Origin of the sequence: Sulfuritalea hydrogenivorans sk43H (assembly GCF_000828635.1) — a bacterium.
Taxonomy (GTDB): domain Bacteria; phylum Pseudomonadota; class Gammaproteobacteria; order Burkholderiales; family Rhodocyclaceae; genus Sulfuritalea; species Sulfuritalea hydrogenivorans.
The window spans coordinates 2,698,159-2,715,578 of sequence record NZ_AP012547.1; the positions used below are offsets into that span (position 1 = coordinate 2,698,159).

At 62.5% G+C, this 17,420-nt stretch carries 14 protein-coding genes and 1 pseudogene; 3 read left to right on the forward strand and 12 right to left on the reverse strand.

Translation table 11 applies throughout. The annotated features are described in order from the left end of the window. The first annotated feature begins 18 nt into the window (after positions 1-18). Entirely contained in the window at positions 19-3,477 is a 3,459-nt protein-coding gene (locus SUTH_RS18590; protein WP_052473624.1) for a PAS domain S-box protein, read from the forward strand. A 134-nt stretch (positions 3,478-3,611) separates the two neighbouring features. Here SUTH_RS18590 and SUTH_RS12965 read toward each other — a convergent pair whose 3' ends face one another. Then, positions 3,612-3,869 (reverse strand): acyl-CoA-binding protein, encoded by a 258-nt coding sequence (locus tag SUTH_RS12965; RefSeq protein ID WP_041099784.1) that lies wholly within the window; start codon positions 3,867-3,869, stop codon positions 3,612-3,614. Positions 3,870-4,033: 164 nt separating this feature from the next. Between SUTH_RS12965 and SUTH_RS12970 the strand changes: the two genes are divergently transcribed. Beyond that, positions 4,034-5,566 carry a WS/DGAT/MGAT family O-acyltransferase gene (locus tag SUTH_RS12970; RefSeq protein ID WP_197539587.1) on the forward strand — a complete coding sequence of 511 codons (1,533 nt, stop codon included), beginning with the start codon at positions 4,034-4,036 and terminating at the stop codon, positions 5,564-5,566. On the opposite strand, the gene SUTH_RS12975 is transcribed toward SUTH_RS12970, so the two are convergent. The 9 genes and pseudogenes from SUTH_RS12975 to SUTH_RS13010 all read right to left on the reverse strand — a co-directional run bounded on the left by SUTH_RS12975 (position 5,563) and on the right by SUTH_RS13010 (position 15,447). Further along, entirely contained in the window at positions 5,563-6,345 is a 783-nt protein-coding gene (locus SUTH_RS12975) for a tetratricopeptide repeat protein (RefSeq protein WP_041099786.1), read from the reverse strand. The genes SUTH_RS12970 and SUTH_RS12975 overlap by 4 nt on opposite strands. A gap of 19 nt (positions 6,346-6,364) precedes the next feature. Next, the gene (locus tag SUTH_RS12980) at positions 6,365-7,012 is read right to left on the reverse strand and encodes a TetR/AcrR family transcriptional regulator (protein WP_041099788.1); all 648 of its coding nucleotides are present in this window, start codon (positions 7,010-7,012) and stop codon (positions 6,365-6,367) included. Positions 7,013-7,188: 176 nt separating this feature from the next. Then, positions 7,189-7,524 (reverse strand): phasin family protein, encoded by a 336-nt coding sequence (locus SUTH_RS12985; protein WP_052473626.1) that lies wholly within the window; start codon positions 7,522-7,524, stop codon positions 7,189-7,191. 25 nt (positions 7,525-7,549) lie between these two features. Next, a pseudogene (locus SUTH_RS20370) lies at positions 7,550-7,666 on the reverse strand (phasin family protein); the annotation flags it as partial. A gap of 195 nt (positions 7,667-7,861) precedes the next feature. Further along, on the reverse strand, positions 7,862-10,096 hold the full coding sequence (locus tag SUTH_RS12990) for a saccharopine dehydrogenase NADP-binding domain-containing protein (protein ID WP_041102327.1): 2,235 nt from the start codon (positions 10,094-10,096) through the stop codon (positions 7,862-7,864). Between the two features lie 61 nt (positions 10,097-10,157). Beyond that, on the reverse strand, positions 10,158-11,432 hold the full coding sequence (locus SUTH_RS12995) for an iron-containing alcohol dehydrogenase (protein ID WP_197539588.1): 1,275 nt from the start codon (positions 11,430-11,432) through the stop codon (positions 10,158-10,160). Positions 11,433-11,490: 58 nt separating this feature from the next. After that, positions 11,491-13,086 carry a GMC family oxidoreductase gene (locus SUTH_RS13000; protein WP_052473627.1) on the reverse strand — a complete coding sequence of 532 codons (1,596 nt, stop codon included), beginning with the start codon at positions 13,084-13,086 and terminating at the stop codon, positions 11,491-11,493. 21 nt (positions 13,087-13,107) lie between these two features. Next, entirely contained in the window at positions 13,108-14,016 is a 909-nt protein-coding gene (locus SUTH_RS13005) for an esterase/lipase family protein (RefSeq protein ID WP_052473628.1), read from the reverse strand. 9 nt (positions 14,017-14,025) lie between these two features. Further along, positions 14,026-15,447 (reverse strand): coniferyl aldehyde dehydrogenase, encoded by a 1,422-nt coding sequence (locus tag SUTH_RS13010; RefSeq protein ID WP_041099790.1) that lies wholly within the window; start codon positions 15,445-15,447, stop codon positions 14,026-14,028. Between the two features lie 116 nt (positions 15,448-15,563). On the opposite strand from SUTH_RS13010, the gene SUTH_RS13015 reads away from it, so the two are divergent. After that, positions 15,564-16,283: an FFLEELY motif protein gene (locus SUTH_RS13015; protein ID WP_041099793.1), complete on the forward strand. Its 720-nt coding sequence runs from the start codon at positions 15,564-15,566 to the stop codon at positions 16,281-16,283. A gap of 78 nt (positions 16,284-16,361) precedes the next feature. Here SUTH_RS13015 and SUTH_RS13020 read toward each other — a convergent pair whose 3' ends face one another. Together SUTH_RS13020 and SUTH_RS13025 are read right to left on the reverse strand one after the other, a co-directional pair. Further along, positions 16,362-16,688 (reverse strand): type II toxin-antitoxin system HicB family antitoxin, encoded by a 327-nt coding sequence (locus tag SUTH_RS13020; protein WP_231851010.1) that lies wholly within the window; start codon positions 16,686-16,688, stop codon positions 16,362-16,364. Between the two features lie 99 nt (positions 16,689-16,787). Then, the gene (locus SUTH_RS13025) at positions 16,788-17,396 is read right to left on the reverse strand and encodes a glycoside hydrolase family 19 protein (RefSeq protein WP_052473629.1); all 609 of its coding nucleotides are present in this window, start codon (positions 17,394-17,396) and stop codon (positions 16,788-16,790) included. Positions 17,397-17,420: the final 24 nt, after the last annotated feature.

The window sequence follows — 17,420 nt, forward strand, 5'->3', positions numbered from 1 at the left end:
TTTGGGAGTGAAGCTGGCATGAACCGGAATTTTTCCCCGTGGCGCTCGCTCAAGACCAGGGTGGCTCTACTCACGCTGGTCATTTCCCTGATCAGCGTCTGGTCGCTGGCGTTCTATGCCAGCCGGATGCTGCGCGAGGACATGCAGCACGTGCTCGGCACCCAGCAGTTCTCGGCAACATCGTCCATCGCCGCGGACATAAACCAGCAACTGGACGAAAGGCTGCGGGCGCTGGAAGCCGTTGCCGCCAGGATGGGGCCGGCCACGCGAAGCAACCCCACGGCCATGCAGGCCTTCCTCGACCAGATGCTGAATTTTGCGAATCTCTTCAACGGCGGTATTTTCGTCACCGACGTCGATGGCACGGCGATCGTCGACGTTCCGCGCTCGACAGGGCGGATCGGCACCAACTACCTGGACAGGTCTTCCGTGGCCGGCCCGCTCAAGGATGGCAAGTCGATGATCGGGCGGCCGGCCATGGACACGGTGCTGAAGGCGCCGGCCCTCAGCATGGCTGCCCCGCTTCGTGATGCACAGGGCAGGATCATCGGCACCCTGGTGGGAACAATCAACCTGGACAAGCCCAATTTCCTCGACCGGATCGCGCAACAACGCTACGGCAGAACCGGCGGCTATCTCCTCATTGCGCCGCAGCACAATCTGTTTGTCACCTCCTCGGACAAGACCCGCGTCGTGCAGCCGCTTCCCGCCAGGGGCGTCAACCCGATGCACGACCGATACATGGGCGGCTACGAGGGCTACGGCATCGCCGTAAGTTCCCGTGGCGTGGAAGAGCTGTCAGCGGCCAGGGGAATACCGGCAGCCGGCTGGTTCGTGGTGACTGTGTTGCCGACCGCGGAAGCCTTTGCCCCGATTGGGGCCATGCAGCAGCGGATGCTCGTCGCCACAATCCTGCTGACCCTGCTGACCGGCGCCGTGGCCTGGTGGGTGACTTCCTGGATGCTGCGGCGCCAGCTCTCACCCATGCTTTCCGCCGCGCGAACACTCGCCGTGCAATCCGGAAATGGCGGTCCCCACCAGCCCTTGCCGATCACCAGGCCGGACGAGATCGGCGAGCTGATCGGCAGCTTCAATCGACTGCTGGGCACACTGGCCCAGCGGGAAGACGATCTCAGGGAAAGTGAATCCCGCCAGCGGGCCATCATCGAAAACGAGCCGGAGTGCATCAAGATATCCGATGCGCAGGGACGCCTGATTCTGATGAATCCGGCCGGCCTGGCGATGATCGAGGCGGACTCGCTGGAGCAGATCGCCGGGAAGACGTTGCTCGATTTCATCGCGCCAGAGTACCGTCAGGCGTATGCCGCCGTGCACCAGCGAGTGCTTGCCGGCGAGTCGGTGAAAATGGAATTCGAAATGATCGGGCTCAAGGGCAGGCGGCGCTGGATGGAGACCCACGCCGTGCCGATGAATGACCACGGCAAGGTGGTGCACCTCGCCCTCACGCGCGATGTCACCGCGCGCAAGCGGGCGGAGAACGATCTGCGCGAAAGCGAAGCGCTGTTCCGGGCGGTGTCCGAATCGGCCCATGACGCAATCATTACCGCCGATAGCCTGGGAACGATAATCAAATGGAACAAGGGCGCCGAGCGATTGTTCGGCTACACCGAGGCCGAGATCATCGGACATCCGCTGACGCGGCTGATGCCGCAGCGTTTTCGCAACCAGCACAGCGCGGGGATGCATCGGGTGCGGGTTGGTGGCGAGCCGAAGATCATGGGCAAACCCATCGAATTGATCGGCCTGCGCAATAACGGGAACGAGTTTCCGCTGGAACTTTCATTGGCCCAATGGCAGATTGCGGAAGACCGCTTCTTTACCGGCGTCATCCGTGACATCACCGAGCGCAAGCTTGGCGACGAACAACTGCGAAAATTGTCGCTGGCCATCGAGCAGAGCCCGGCAAGCATCGTCATCACCAACATCGACGCCAAAATCGAATACGTGAACGAGGCCTTCCTCCTGGCGACCGGCTACAGCCGCGAGGAAGTGATCGGACAAAATCCGCGCATGCTTCATTCGGGCGAAACGCCACCCGGAGCCTATGTCGAACTGTGGGATTCGATAAGCCACGGCCGCCCATGGAAGGGCGAGTTCAACAACCGCAGGAAGGATGGCAGCAAGTATGTCGAACTGGCCGTCATCGCGCCGCTGCGCGAAGCCGATGGAACGATCAGCCACTACGTGGCGGTGAAGGAAGACATCACCGAAAAGAAGCGCCTCGCCATCGAGCTGGACAACCACAGATACCACCTGGAGTCACTGGTCGCGCAGCGCACGGCGGAACTCGTGGCCGCACGAAAACTGGCTGAAGCAGCCAGCCAGGCCAAGAGCACCTTCCTCGCCAACATGAGCCATGAAATCCGCACGCCGATGAACGGCATCCTCGGCATGGCAAACCTCCTGCGACGCGGCGGCGTGACACCGCAGCAGGCAGAGCGCCTCGACACTATCGACAAATCGGCCCAGCACCTGCTCTCGGTCATCAACGACATCCTCGACATTTCCAAGATCGAAGCCGGCAAGTTCCTGCTGGAAGAAGGGCCGGTGGATGTCGACAGCCTGCTGGCCAATGCCGGTTCGATCCTGTCCGAGCGCACCCGGGCCAAGAACATCCGTCTGGTGATCGAGGCCGAGTCGCTGCCGCCCAATCTGGTCGGAGATTCCGTAAGGCTGCAACAGGCCTTGCTCAACTACGCCACCAACGCCGTCAAATTCACCGACACGGGAAGCGTCACGCTGCGCTGCGTCAAGCTTCACGAAAACCCGGATACGGTGCTGGTTCGCTTCGAGGTCGAGGATACCGGCATCGGCATTCCCTCCGAAACGCTGGGCCGGCTCTTCAATGCCTTCGAGCAGGCCGACAATTCGATTACCCGCAAATATGGCGGCACCGGCCTGGGCCTGGCCATTACCCGCCGCCTCGCCGAAATGATGGGGGGCGGAGCCGGCGTCGAAAGCCTGCCGGGACAGGGCAGTGTCTTCTGGTTTTCAGCGCGGCTGAAGAAAGGCGACCCGGCCGCCGCAGCCAGTACCGCTACAGGTAACGATACGGAAGCGCTGATCCGGCAGCGCCATGCCGGCAGCAGGATTCTGGTGGTGGACGACGAACCGCTCAACCGGGAGATCGCCCAGACGCTGCTCGAAGACGTCGGCATGGTGGTCGATACCGCGGATGACGGCGAAATGGCGGTGGCGATGGCGCGGCAGATCGCCTACGCCGCGATCCTGATGGACATGCAGATGCCCAAGGTCAACGGACTCGAGGCAACGCGGCAAATACGCGAGCTCCCCGACTATCGCGATACGCCCATCATCGCCATGACAGCCAATGCGTTTGCCGAGGACAAGGCCCGCTGCCTGGAAGCGGGGATGAACGATTTTCTGGTCAAGCCCTTCAATCCCTCGCTGCTGTTCGCGACCATGTTGCAGTCGTTAAGCCGGCGCGACGCCTAGCGGCAATCCGCGCCGGTTCGGGCGACAATGCGGGACATCAACCAGCCGCCGGGCGCCGTCCCGCCAGCGCCGACTTTCACCCGATCCGCACCGCCTTCCCGAAAAATACGGGAAGGCTGGAAACGGGCTTTCGATCAGCCTTTCAGCGATTCCACCAGTTCGATGTAGCGCGTCATCGCGTCGTCGTTCGTGGTGCCCTTGATCGCGGCCCAGGCATCGTACTTGGCGCGGCCAACCATATCGGTAAAGCCAGGGCGTTTACCCTCGACGTCACCGTCGGTGGCCTGCTTGTAAAGCGCGTAGAGTTGCAGCAGCACGTCGTTCGAGGGCCGTTCCGGCAGTTTCTTGGAATCGGCCACCGCTGCTTCGAATGTCTTGTTGAGTTTGCTCATATCGCCTTTCGTAGCACTAAATGTGGTCGCCAGGATTTGGCTTGAACTATTATATGTCTCTGCTGGAAGCAGAGACGGTATCCTCGCGATATGTCTCAGCGGGACGGTATCCCGGCAATATGCCGTCAACTTAGAGGACACGCGCGATGCCCCAACGTGAACGAATGTCACCCGTCGATACGGCGTGGCTGCGAATGGACCGTCCGACCAACCTGATGATGATCGTCGGGGTTCTGGTGTTCAAGCAGCGAATGGACTTCGAGCGGCTGCGCAATACGATCGAAGCTCGCCTGGCAGGCCGTTACCGCCGCTTTCGCCAATGCGCGGTGGAAGAGGTAGCCGGCGCATGGTGGCAGGACGATCCCGATTTCGATATCGACGCACACCTGAAGCGCCGCGCCCTGCCGTCCGGCGCCGGCAAGAAGGAACTGCAAAAACTGGCCGGCGAACTGGCCGTGCAACCCCTCAACCCCGGCAAGCCGCTGTGGCGCTTCGACCTGATCGAGGACTACGAAGGCGGTTCAGCAATGGTCGTGCGCATCCATCACAGCATTGCCGACGGCATCGCGCTGGTGGGCGTCATCCTCTCTCTCACCGATCTTTCGCCGCAGGCTCCCGCGCAAAAGCATGTCACTCCGGAACCGGAAGACACGGATGCCGACGATGTTCCTGTCGGACTGCTGGAGACCCTGGCCGACACACTCACTTCAGCGCTCGACGCTGGCAGCGATCTGGGCAGCAAGGCCTACGACCTGGCGTCGGACCGCGACCGCCTTGCCACCTACGGCCGACACGGCATCGGCCTGCTCACCGAGCTCGCCAAACTGCTGGCGATGCCGCCGGATTCGGCCACCAGCCTCAAGGGCAAGACCAGTACGACCAAGCGCGTGGCATGGTCCGATCCGATCCCGCTTGGCGAAGTCAAGGCGCTGGGCAAGGCGCTCGGCTGCTCGGTCAATGACATTCTCCTGTCGGCGGTCGCCGGTGCATTGCGCGCCTATTTCCAGCAGAAGGGCGAAACCGTGCACGAGGTCGAGGTGCGCGCCATGATCCCGGTCAACCTGCGCACGGCCAGGGACGAAGGTACGCTGGGCAACCGCTTCGGCCTGGGAACGCTGTCCCTGCCGCTGCACGAAGGCAATCCGTTCGCACGATTGTTCCTGGTGCGAAGCCGCATGAACGAACTCAAGAACTCGTATCAGCCACCGCTGACGCTCGGCATCCTGGCCGCGGTCGGCATCGCCCCGAAAATCATCCAGCAGCAGTTCCTCGATATCCTTGCCGCCAAGGCCAGCACCGTAATGACCAACGTGCCCGGACCGAAGCAGCCCCTCTACCTCGCCGGCTCACGCCTCGATCAGTGCATGTTCTGGGTGCCTCAATCCGGCGATATCGGCATCGGCGTTTCGATCCTGAGTTACAACGACAACGTTCAGTTCAGCCTCATCACCGATCGCCATTTCGTCCCCGATCCGGAAACCATCACGCCGCTGTTTGCCGCCGAATTCGACAAGATGATGCTGGCACTGCTGATGCTGGAATGGGACAAACCCGTCGATCCGGCGCTGGCCGAACAGCTGTTGTTCGGCACGCAGATGCCGTCGCCACTCGCGGCGGGAAAAACCAGAAACCGCAAGCCGGCGGCCACGGCGGCGCGCAACACGGCAAAACCCCGCAAACCACCCAGTAAAGCCTAGTCTTCGAGTTCCGCCTTGGCCAGTTCCACGTCGAGGCATTCCATGGCTTCGACGGGTGTCGCCGCCGCGGCTTTTTCGTAGAGCTTGACCGCCTGATCCATCTTGCCCTGGCCGAACAGCATGACCAATGCATTGGCATACTCGATGCGGGCGATCGCTGAATCCGGTACCAGCTTCAGCGCCGTCTCGAAGTGCTTCACGGCCGACTCCCTGTTCGCACCGTAGGTCAGCTTGCCAATCAGCGCGCCGACCTTGTCCACTACCTCGGCATGGTAGGCGCCCAGAGCGGTATGGGCCTCGGCGTGCTTCGGTGCCAGCTTCAGGGCTGCATCCAGCGCCGCCTTGATCCTGCCACCCAACCCCTGCGTCAGGGCGTTGAGCACCGAGATGCCCTGGCTGTAACGACCCAGTGCATACGCCTGGAAGTACCAGGCGTTGGCGTTCTTCGGTTGCGCCTGCTGCAATTCCTCACAGCGCGCGGAAATGGACTGGAACAGTTCCAGCTTGCGCTGATCATCGTCTTCGAGGTAGGTGGCGTAAATCATCGCGGCCTTGTTGGCGGCGTTATAACCATCGACGCCGGCAGCGAGGCCTGCCTCAAAGGCCTTGCCGAATTCGCCCTGATGATAGAGGCGCCATGCCTCCTGTACGGCGGCATCCGCGGGAAACGGTTCGCAATCGCCGGAATGCAGGCGCTCCCAGTTTTTCTTCAGTGCGGCGCCCGCGTAAACGAATGCCTTGTCCGCATGCGGAAACTTCTTCCAGGCCGGTTTTGCCATGATGGCTCGCTTCCCGTTCTCAGTCAGTCAGGTAATTTTTCGATACTTCCTCGAACAGCTTGCGCGAGCGCCCCACCAGGTAGGGCGCCGCAAGCGCCATGACCTGGAACGCGCCGCGCGACAGGCTGTCCCCGTCAATCTTCTTCCGCGGATCGCTGACAAACTCGAACGACAGCCAGTAGGTTGCAACCACGGTCATGTTGACGGCCAGCGCCTGTATCTCGGCGGGTGTCGCCTTCATGTCGCCGGTTGCCACCAGTCCCTTGCAGATCAGGTTCGCGGTATGGATTTTGTGCGCGACGATGCGCTTGAAATGCGTTTCGAGTATCCGGTTGCGTGACAGAAGTTCGTTGATGTCACGGTAGAGAAAGCGAAACTTCCAGATGTTCTCGAACAGAAGATGCAGAAACAGCCAGATGTCCTCTACGTTGGGCGGGCGCCGTACGGGAGCCGTCAGGGTCTCGTCTATGCCGCGCTCGAAATCGGCAAACAGGGACTCGATGATCTCGTCCTTGTTGTGGAAATGGTAGTAAAGATTGCCCGGACTGATGCCCATCTCGTCCGAGATCAACTGCGTGGTGACATTCGGTTCGCCGAAGTCATTGAACAGCACCAGTGCGGTTTCCAGAATGCGCTCGCGCGTGCGGCGCTTCGGTTTTCTTTCCATCAATTCCCTGACTCCACTATTCGGTCGAGGATAGCAGAAACATTCAACTCTCCTGCGATCGAATAGTCAGCGAGCCGTGCCGACCTGCATCTCGCCAACGCCATGCAGGGCTGCCGGTCGGTTCATGTCAAACCGCTTCACCGGCAGCCATCAGGCCTTGTCAAGTCGCCCTTGCGTCAGGCCGCTGTTTTGGAAGCCGCCTTGGCCTTCGGAGCCGCACGTCGCACCGGCTTGGCTGCCGCACTCTTCGGTTTGGCCGCCTTGGGCGCGCCAGCGTTGAGCTTGTCCACCGCTGCCTTCAGTTCCGCAACACGCTTGCCGAGCGTTGCGACATCATCCTTGGTGGGTACGCCCAGGCTATGCAGCGAACGCGCCACCCGATTCTCGAACACCTGCTCCAGCTTGTCCCACGTACCCGTGGCCTTGGCTGCCATTTCGGTGACCTTGTCCTCGGTGACCTTGCGGGTCTTCTTCTGGATCGCCTCGCCCTCGCGGATCAGCGCGTCGTACACCTTGTTGCCTTCCTCGCTGTGCCTTGGCGAAGGCGCCGAGTCCGGCCAGCCAGATTTGCTGGGCCGATTCGCGAATGGTGGCGGAAAGCTGACTGTCTTCGCTGATGGCCTTCAGTTTCTTTACCACGAGTTTCTTTACCATAACAATCTCCTGATTGAAGTAATCCCGGTGGCCTCGATTCAAGGCCGGGCAGACGCTTCGCCTGCCACACAAAGAAGTCTATCGACTCGGATTAGAGAGGTCACACTAATGAGCCGGGGAAAATCCTCCGGCGTCACGCGCTCCGCCAACCTCGGACCGCGATGCCGCTGTCAGGAGCCGGCAGCACCTGCGAAACTATGCCGCCGTCTTCTTCTTCACGATCGTCCTGCCTGCCGACTTTTTCGCCGGCGCCTGTTTTGAAACGGGCTTCTTTGGCGCAACCACGGCTTTTGCGGGAGCCTTCTTCGCAGCTTTCTTGACCGGGGCCTTCTTGACCGGGGCCTTCTTGACCGGAGCCTTCTTCACCGGAGCCTTCGCCGTCGAACCGGAGCTCGAACCCTTCCAGGTCAAACGCGCCTTTTTTGCGAGAGACACTACCTTGGCAATATCTTCGTCCGTGTACACGCCCTTGACACCCGATATGGCCGCCAGCTTCATGCCGTGCTTGATCCCGAGCTTGTAGATCTCCTTGACCTTTTCCCACTCGGTGTCGCGCCCGATGGTGAATACCTCGAATCGACCTTCAAGCGCCAGCACGATGGTCTCAGCCAGACAGGCGTAGATCACGTTCTTCGGCAGGCCGATGGACTTCATGCCCTTGACCGGGGTTGGCAGTTCTATTTCACCTGATTCGATCACCAGCACATCCGGACGCTTGGCAACCTCCGAGGGGGGTAGGTCGAGCGGGCGCGCTACGTCGGTGATCACGCAACCCGGCTTGACCCTGGTGATGTCCAGGATCTTCTTGCCGGCCCCCGAGGTCGAGGTGACGATCATGTCCATCTCGCCCAGCAGGCTGTCGTAATCCGTCGATGAGATAACCTTGGCATCCGGCGTGTCCTGCAGAATCGAATCCCGCAGCTCATTGAGCTTTTTCATGTCGCGACCGGCGATCACGACTTCGTCAAAGGCCATGGCCAGCAGGCGTGCGCTGACCGAGCCGATGGAGCCCGTGGCGCCGATCACCATGGTTTTCGCCGGCACCTTTTTGGAATCCTTGTCCACCTTGACCAGCCCCATGCGCCGCATGGCGTCCGCCGCCGCCCACAGCGCACCGGATGCGGAGTAGCTGTTGCCGGTGGTGATCGGAATGCTGGCGCGTCGCGCCACGGTAATCCCGGCATCACCGACGACCTTGGTGAAAGCGCCGAGCCCCATGATCTGCGCCCCCAGGCCTTCCGCGATCTTCGCCGCATGGAGCAGGCGCCGATAGGTGAACTCGGGGCTGTGCGAAAGCATTTCCTTCGGCGTGCCGCCCACCGAAATCAGCCAGCCTTCGGCCTCGGCACCGGAGGGCGAGACGATGTTGCTCATCTTGCAATACACCATCGGTGGCATGTAGGCGGCGAGCGTCTCCACCTTGTCCATGATGAACTTGGGCGTGCCCTTGGGCAGCGGGAAGCCCTTCTTGATGTATTCCTGGCTCAGCGGATGGACAACGAAGGCGAAGCGGCGGATGTTGCGGAAATGCCCGGTGGGGTGCAGCAGGCGCGGCTTGATGTCGAGCTCGTTGATGATTTCCTCGAAATCGTGGTCCGAGACTTCCGATTCCGGCTTGTCCATCGACGCAAGAATCATGGCGGTGATGGTGCTGATGCCCACCACCCTGTCGAAGAGCTTCGGCGAAACATCCACCACCAGATTGACTTTGTGCTTGGTGAAAAATGCCAGTGCTTCGTCATCGATGGCCGAGGTGATCAGCGTCTTGCCTTCCAGGTTGCCGCCAGCGGCCACCGCCTGGATTTCCCGGAAAGTGCCGACGATGACGTGGGACCTGGCCACGGCATTGGCGACGATCTTGTTCTTCACGGTTTTCAACACGGATTTCAGGAATTCCCCGGGCACGATGTCGGGGATGAGTTCCTTGCCCTTGGCGTAAATCTCAAGCTGCTCCAGCGAAGTTAGCAAGAGAGGAGAACCGGCATGGAAAACCGGATCGGCAAAGCTGAGATTCCTGGTGTACTCGGACAGGGCGACCGCCATGTCGTAGTTGCGCATTCCGGACAGGAACAGGACCAGGTTGTTGTTGAAGTAATGGCCCAGCTCCTTCTGCACATGGCGCACGGCGCGCACCTGCAGCAGCCGGCGCAAGCTGGCGCCCGTGGTGACCGGTACCCGCGTGACGACCTGCATCAGGCGCTGCGATTCCTTGTTGACCACCGTGCGCAATCCGACGTGATAGTGGTCGACCGTATCGCTCAAGGCAATGGCATCCGCATTGGCCTGCTGGCGCCGCATCAACTCCCATGCCTTGCTGCTGTCCCGGTCGGCACCCAGGCGCTGGACCGAAAATTCCTGACCCAGGAACCTGGTCTTGAATTCAAAATCCTTCTTGGACGATCCCAATGTCACGGTAATGACTTTTTTCATCAGCTCCACCCTCGTCTCTTTGATTGAACGTCAACCCGAATCCGCATCGGGATGACGAGCACTAAGCGGCCTTCTTTGTGCGCCGGGCCGGCTTCTTTGCCGAAGCGGCCGGCGGCAACACCTGGCGAATGATGTCTTCGCAAACGGCTTGCGTCATGTAGCGCGGCACCGGATAGCCGGTGCGGGCCTCATGGCACGCGGCTTCGGCCAGCTGGGGAATGTCGGACTCCTTCAGCACCGCGAGGAAAGCCGGTATGCCGAGGTCGAGATTGAGCTGTTCCACCGCATCGATGAACTTCTGCGCCAGTACATCCTCGGGTTCGTTCTTCTGGCCGAGTTTGGCGCGCACCGCCAGCAAGGCCAGCCGGTCGGTGATGGCAGGGAGCGAGAACTTCAGAACCCGCGGCAGCATGATGGCATTGGCCAGGCCGTGGGGGGTATGGTATTTCCCGCCGAACTGATGCGCGATGGCATGCACATAGCCTACATTGGCGCGGGTGAAGGCCAATCCCGCGTAGGTCGCCGCCAGGGCCATTTTCTCCCGTGCTTCGAGATTCTTTCCGTCGCTGTAGGCCACCCGCAGGTTGTCGAATATCAGCCCGACCGCCGACAAGGCCATGTCGTCGGTGTAGGGATTGGCCCACTTGCCGACAAAGGCTTCAATGGCGTGCGTCAACGCGTCAATGCCGGTCGCCGCGGTGATATGGGGCGGCAGCCCGGTCATCAGGCAGGGATCGAGTGCCGCCATCTTCGGCACCAGGCGCGTATCGACGATTACCAGCTTGGTCTGGGTCTCCGGATCCGAGATGACGGCGGCAACGGTCACTTCCGAGCCGGTGCCGGCGGTGGTGGGAACGGCGTAAATCTTGACCGGCGTTTGCAGGCCCTTGAAATAGCCGGCCAGTTCGCGCAGCGTCTTGCCGGGATTGGAGACTGCGGCTGCAATGGCTTTGGAAGCATCCATCGAGGACCCGCCACCGAATGCCACGATGGCATCGCAGCCGTGTTCCCAATAGAAATCGATGCCCTCTTCGATCAGGGGGATCGGTGCGTCAGGCGTGATGGCATCGAATACCACATACTCGGCGCCCCCCGCCGTCAGGGCATTGGTCAGGTCGTCGAGCAAGCCGAGCCTGGAGATGATGCTGTCGGTGACGATGAGCAGCTTGCCGTGGCCAAACCCGGCAATGGTTTGTCCCAGCCGGCCGCTGGCGCCCGGCCCGACCAGGAGCACAGGCTGCGGTATGGGCAGGAAGCGCACGGCCAGCCCGGCGCCCTTCATGGCTGCGCTCAGTGCCGTGGTGCGAAATGACTCGCTCAGCAATTCGGATATCAAAAGAATTCTCCTCTATAACCACAGCCCGCCGCGACTGGCCCTCGCAATCCTAACTGTATCACCCAACATCGGTCCGTATCATCTCGGCGGCCTTTTCGCCGATCATCAGGGTCGGCGCGGTGGTGTTGCCGCCGATCAGCGTCGGCATGATCGAGGCATCGACCACGCGCAGGCCTTCAAGGCCATGCACGCGCAGCCTCGCGTCGACCACCGCCATCGCATCGCTGCCCATCTTGCAGGTGCCGACCGGATGATAGATGGTGTCGGATCGATTCTTGAGTTCCTCGCGAATCGCATCGTCGGAATGGATCCCCGCGGTGTACACCTCGCCGGTGCGGATGCCCGCGAGAACGGGCGCATCCATGATTTTCCGGGTGAGCTTGAAGCCATCGACCATGGCGTCGAGGTCGTCGGGATGGTCGAAAAACTTCGGATCGATACTGGGCGCCGCATGGGGATCGGCGCTGGCGAGACCGAGCGTGCCGATGCTCTTCGGCCGCAACAGGCAGATGTGGCAGGAATAGCCGTGGCCCATGTGCAGCTTGCGGGCATGGCTGTCGATCATGCCAACCACGAAGTGCAGCTGGAATTCCGGCGCCGGCGAATCCGGGTAGCGCCGCAGGAAGCCGCCGCCCTCGGCACCGTTCGAGGTCATCATGCCGGTGCGCTCGCGCCGGTAGCGGCCGATCTCCTTCATCATTTGCAGCGAGCCGCCCAATGAAATGCCGAGCAGGTCGAGGGACTTGGCGCGGTAGTTGAAGACATAGTCCGGATGGTCCTGCAGGTTCTTGCCCACGCCGGGCAGGTCGTGGATCACGGGGATGCCGAACTGCTGCAACTCGGCGCCGGCGCCGACACCCGAAAGCATCAACAGCTGGGGCGATTGCAGCGCACCGGCGGCCAGGATCACCTCGCGCTTCGCCTGGAAGGCCTGGACTGCGCCGCCTTGCAGGAATTCCACTGCGCTGGCGCGTTTGCCGGTGAACAGGACGCGTCGCGCCCGCGCCTGCGTGATCACCGTCAGGTTGGGGCGGCTGGCCAGATGCGGGGTCACATAGGCGCGCGCCGCATTCCAGCGTTCGCCGTTCTTCTGCATGACCTGATAGATGCCGATGCCTTCCTGGTCGGCGCCGTTGAAGTCGTCGATCAGCTTGAAGCCGGTCTGCCGGGCCGCCTCGCGATAGATTTCCTGGAAGGGATTCATCGAGCGCAGGTTTGCAACATTCAATGGCCCGCCCTGCCCGTGGTATTCGCCATCAAAATTTTCGTTGTGCTCGGATTTCCGGAAATAGGGCAACACATCCTTCCAGGACCAGCCTTCGTTGCCCAGCGCCGCCCAGTGGTCGTAATCCCAGGGATGGCCGCGCGTATAGACCATCGCATTGATCGACGTCGAGCCGCCCATGGCCTTGCCGCGCGGCACATAGCCACGGCGCCCGTTGAGGCCCGGCTGCGGAACGGTTTCGAAGGCCCAGTTGTTGATCGGCGTCGGCAGCATCAGCGCGGTGCAGAAGGGCACCTTGATCAGCAGCTGGTCGTCGCCCTTGCCCGCTTCCAGCAGGCAGACGCTGACCGCGGGGTCCTCGGAAAGCCGCCCTGCCACGGCGCAACCCCCTGCGCCGCCACCCACCACGATGTAATCGAATTCCTTCATGTCATTTCCGATCTTTCAATTTCAAACGGAGGGTTCGAGCGCTGCCATCAAATGGTCAAGCACCCGGGGCGAAAAGGCCATGCCCAGATGGCTGACGCCACCGATGGCGACGTTCGCCGCCCCTTCCAGGGTCGAACAGGCCTGCTGCGGAAACACGTAGTTGTCGTGGCAACTGTAGATCGACACCGCGGCCGGCGGCAGCGGCGCGACCAGCGCCTTGAGCCACGGGCTGTCGGTGCGCATCTGGCGCGCATTCGGGCCGAGGCCCATGGGCGCCAGCAGGGTGCCGTGATGCGGCGAGCCCAGCGTAATCAGGCGCGCCACCTTTTCCGTGCCATGGCGGCGCAGATAGGCGCGGCACGCCAGGCCGCCCATGCTGTGCCCGACCAGGATCACCTGCGGCGCACCCGTCGCGGCCAACACCTCGTCAATGCGCCGGGCGATCCCCGCCGCATAGGCATCGATGTCGGCAAATACCGGCTCCAGGCTGTGCGTTGCCACGGTCCAGCCGGCGGCTTCCAGCTTCGAGCGCAGCCAGAACCAGAAGCCGCGATTGCACTGGTAGCCGTGGATCAGCAGCAGCGGCGTGGGCCGCGTCGCGCAGTGCGCCAACCGGTCCGGCCCCAGCCAGAAGGATTCAAAGGGCTGGATCAATGAGAACAACACGACAAAGCCGAGGTATTCCTCCAGCACCATGCGCAGCGTGCCGAAGAAGCCGATGCGCAGTTCGGGCGGCACGGGGCCGCGACCCTGCAGCATCAGAATGAAGGTCAGTCCCACGATGAACAATCGCCCGCCGAAGAAGCCTGCCAAAGCGAGGCCGGCCGCCTGCCCCGGTGTCCAGCCGGCCTGCCCGACCAGCCAGTAGCCGAGCCACGCATAGCCCAGCAACTCACCGAACAACAGCCAGCGGAATTGCCGTGCCGCCATCGCCGACTTTCAGCGAATCAGGAATTTCGTCAGGCGCTCGAACAGCGCGCCATACGGCGGATTGAACAGCGACATGCCGTTCAGCCACGACTGGTAGAACACCGCCTTCTGCTTGGTGAAGGTCTTGAAGCCCTCGTAGCCGTGGTAATGCCCCATGCCGCTGGGGCCGACGCCGCCGAAGGGCAGCTCTTCCTGCGCGATGTGCAGGATGGTGTCGTTGATGGTCACGCCGCCGGCCACGGTTTCGTTCAGCACGCGATCGCGGCGGCCCGTATCGTTCTCGAAGCAGTACAGCGCCAGCGGGCGCGGATGCTGGTTCACGTAGGAAATCGCGGCATCGAGGTTTGCGTAGGGCAGCACCGGCAGCAGCGGGCCGAAAATTTCGTCCTGCATCACGCGCATGTCGTCATCGACATTCAGCAGCGCCAGCGGCGGCAGCCTGCGTCGCGCGTCATCCGGCATCGTGGTCGACAGCGGCTCGACCTTCGCGCCGCGCGCCTCCGCGTCGGCGACATAGCCCTGCAACCGCTGGTAGTGGCGGTCATTGACGATGGCCGTGTAGTCCGGCGTGCTCGCCAGGGCCGGGAAGCACTTGGCCACCACGGCACGCGCCGCGTCGATGAAGGCCTGCTCCTGGCCGGCCGGGACCAGCACGTAGTCGGGCGCGATGCAGGTCTGCCCGGCGTTGAGCAGCTTGCCGATCATGATGCGCTCGGCGGCCTTGGCCATTGGATAGTCGGGCCCGACGATCGCCGGCGACTTGCCGCCGAGTTCCAGCGTCACCGGCGTCAGGTTGTCCGCCGCCATGCGCATGATGTCGTGGCCGACCTTGGTCGAGCCGGTGAACAGCAGGTGGTCGAAAGGCAGTCGGGCGAAATCGGCGCCGACCGTCGCGTCGCCCAGCACCACCGAAACATCGTCGGCGGCGAAGTACTTCGCCGCCAGCTCGGCCAGCAACTCGCCGGTGCGCGGGGTGAATTCCGACATCTTGATCATCACCCGGTTGCCCGCCGCCAGCGCCGCCGCCAGCGGCGACACGGCGAGGAACAGCGGGTAGTTCCACGGCACGATGATGCCGACCACGCCCAGCGGCTGCGGGATGATGCGCGCCCGCCCGGGGCGGAACCAGATCGACGCCGACTTGCGCTGCGGCTTCATCCAGCCGCCGAAATGCGAACGGGTGTGGCGAATCGATTCGAGGCTGGGGAAGAGTTCCAGCAGCCGGGTTTCATGCGCCGAGCGATGGCCGAAGTCGGCCGAGATCGCCGTGACGAAACGCTCGGCGTTGTCGTGCACCAAGGCCACCAGCGCATCGAGCCGCGCCTTTCGGGCGCTGCGCTCCACCTGCGCGTTGCGCCGGGTGGCGGCGTGCATGGCTTCGAATACCCGCTTGAAAACTGTGGCATCTGCTACCGGGTCGATCGCGTTCATTCCAAGGCTCCTCCTGGATGGGCACAGCGTATTTTGTCAGTTTATGCGCCGCGAGTCCGTGCAATTAGGCAAGGCACTCTAACGAGCCCACGCGGGCAGGACGGATAATCCGCCCCATGGACGAGGAACTCGACAAGGAAGCCATCGGCAAGGAACTGGCGGCCTGCATCGCCGAGGCGCGCGAACTGCGTGCCGCATGCGCGGCCGATCCGAATCCCGAAGACTTTCCCCGCCTCAAGGAGTGGCAGGCCGCGCGGCTGGCCCGCAGCTACGGCGACCTGCTGGCCAGCAAACGCTACAAGCCGGCGGCCGAATTCTTCTTGAGCGACCTCTACGGCCCCAAGGACTTCCGCACCCGCGACGAGGAGCTGGCGCGCGTCGTGCCCGTCATGGTGCACATGCTGCCGGCCAAGGCGTTGCTGACGCTGCTCGAAGCCGTGAAGATGGACACGCTTTCCGAATCGCTCGACAGCGACATGGTGCTGACCCTGCGCAAGGCCGGCAAGGTCAGGAAGATCGACTGGCCCGCCTACGTCGCCGCCTACCGCACGTGCGACAGAAAGAAGGACCGCGAAATGCAGATCGCCCTGATCGACAAGATCGGCAAGACCCTCGACCGCCTGACGCGCATGCGGCTGATCCACGTCTCGCTCAAACTGATGAACGGCCCCGCGCACCTGGCCGGGCTCGGCGCCCTGCACTCCTTCCTGCAGCGCGGTTTCGACGCCTTCAGCGAGATGAAGGGCGCCGACGAATTCCTGGCGATCGTCATCGAACGCGAGACGGCGCTGATGAAGGAATTGTTCGCGAATCCGAATGCGTGCCGTCCCGGCTAGGGATCGCAGCTCAAAGCGTGAAATGCGTCAGCCGGGAGTCGGCGCTGGCGGTACGGCGAGGAACAGCCCCAACAACAATCAATCCGTCAGTGCGGCCTGCCGGATGGCTTCGGTAGCCCATTGGTTCAGGCTCAGACCGTGGGCGGCGGCAGCGATGGCGGCGGCCTCGTGGGTCGCGGGATCGACGCGCAGCGAAAACTTGCCCGAGAAGTGCTTGCGCGGTTCGATGCCGCGACGTGCGCAGGCTTCCAGGAAAACGCGCAGGGAAGCCTCGCCCTCTTTCTTCAAGCCTTTCACGTCGGCCGCATGGAAATCGGCGCCGCCGTTCAGGCCGACGAATTCACCCCGGAACATCTGAATGTCCGGGTCGAAGGCGATGACCGCCTGATAGCCTTTGATCGTCATGGTGTTCATGGTTTGACCCCGTTCTCTTCCAGTTACCAGATATCCACTGACACCGCGCCGACGATATGGTGGAAAAGTCGGCGCTGGCGACACGGCGATTCATACTGCCTGAGAAGCGGGCACCTCGACAAGGGCCTGCTGCGCGATGGCGTAGAACTTCTTGCGCTCGTCCATGCCATTGTAGCCGCCGTTGATGGTGATGCCGATGTACTCCACCGGCGAGACGTCGATGATCTGGCGCCGGTACTTCTTCTTCAGCACGTCGCTGTCGGCGTGGTTGGCGACGTCGTTGAGGCCGCGCGTCTGCCAGAACTCGCAGGCGCTCCACACCGCAAACTCCGGCTGTTCGAGCAGTTCCGGGTTGTTGATGAAGAGGTCGCGCCGCCCCTTCTTGATACCCAGCTGCAGGTAGTTGGCACGCCCGGTGGTCTGGAAAATGCCGCGCCCCTTGAAGCGCACCCCGTCGCCCGCCTGTGTGTTGCCGAGGTCGGCGCGCCCCTCGTAGGCGCGGCCCGAGGCATATTCACGCAGCGTCTTGAAATGGTCCGTCTCGTGGCAGGCCTGGGCCAGGAAGTGGCAGTACTCCTGCGGCGTGTCGATCTCGTAGAGCGGACAGGTGGCGTTCAACCACTCGGCCAGGCCAGGCATGAGCCGCGTGGGTTTCCCGGCGATGGCGGCGAGGTGTTCGGGAGTGATGAGGTAGGGCATGCTCGCTCCAGGATAGCTACTTGA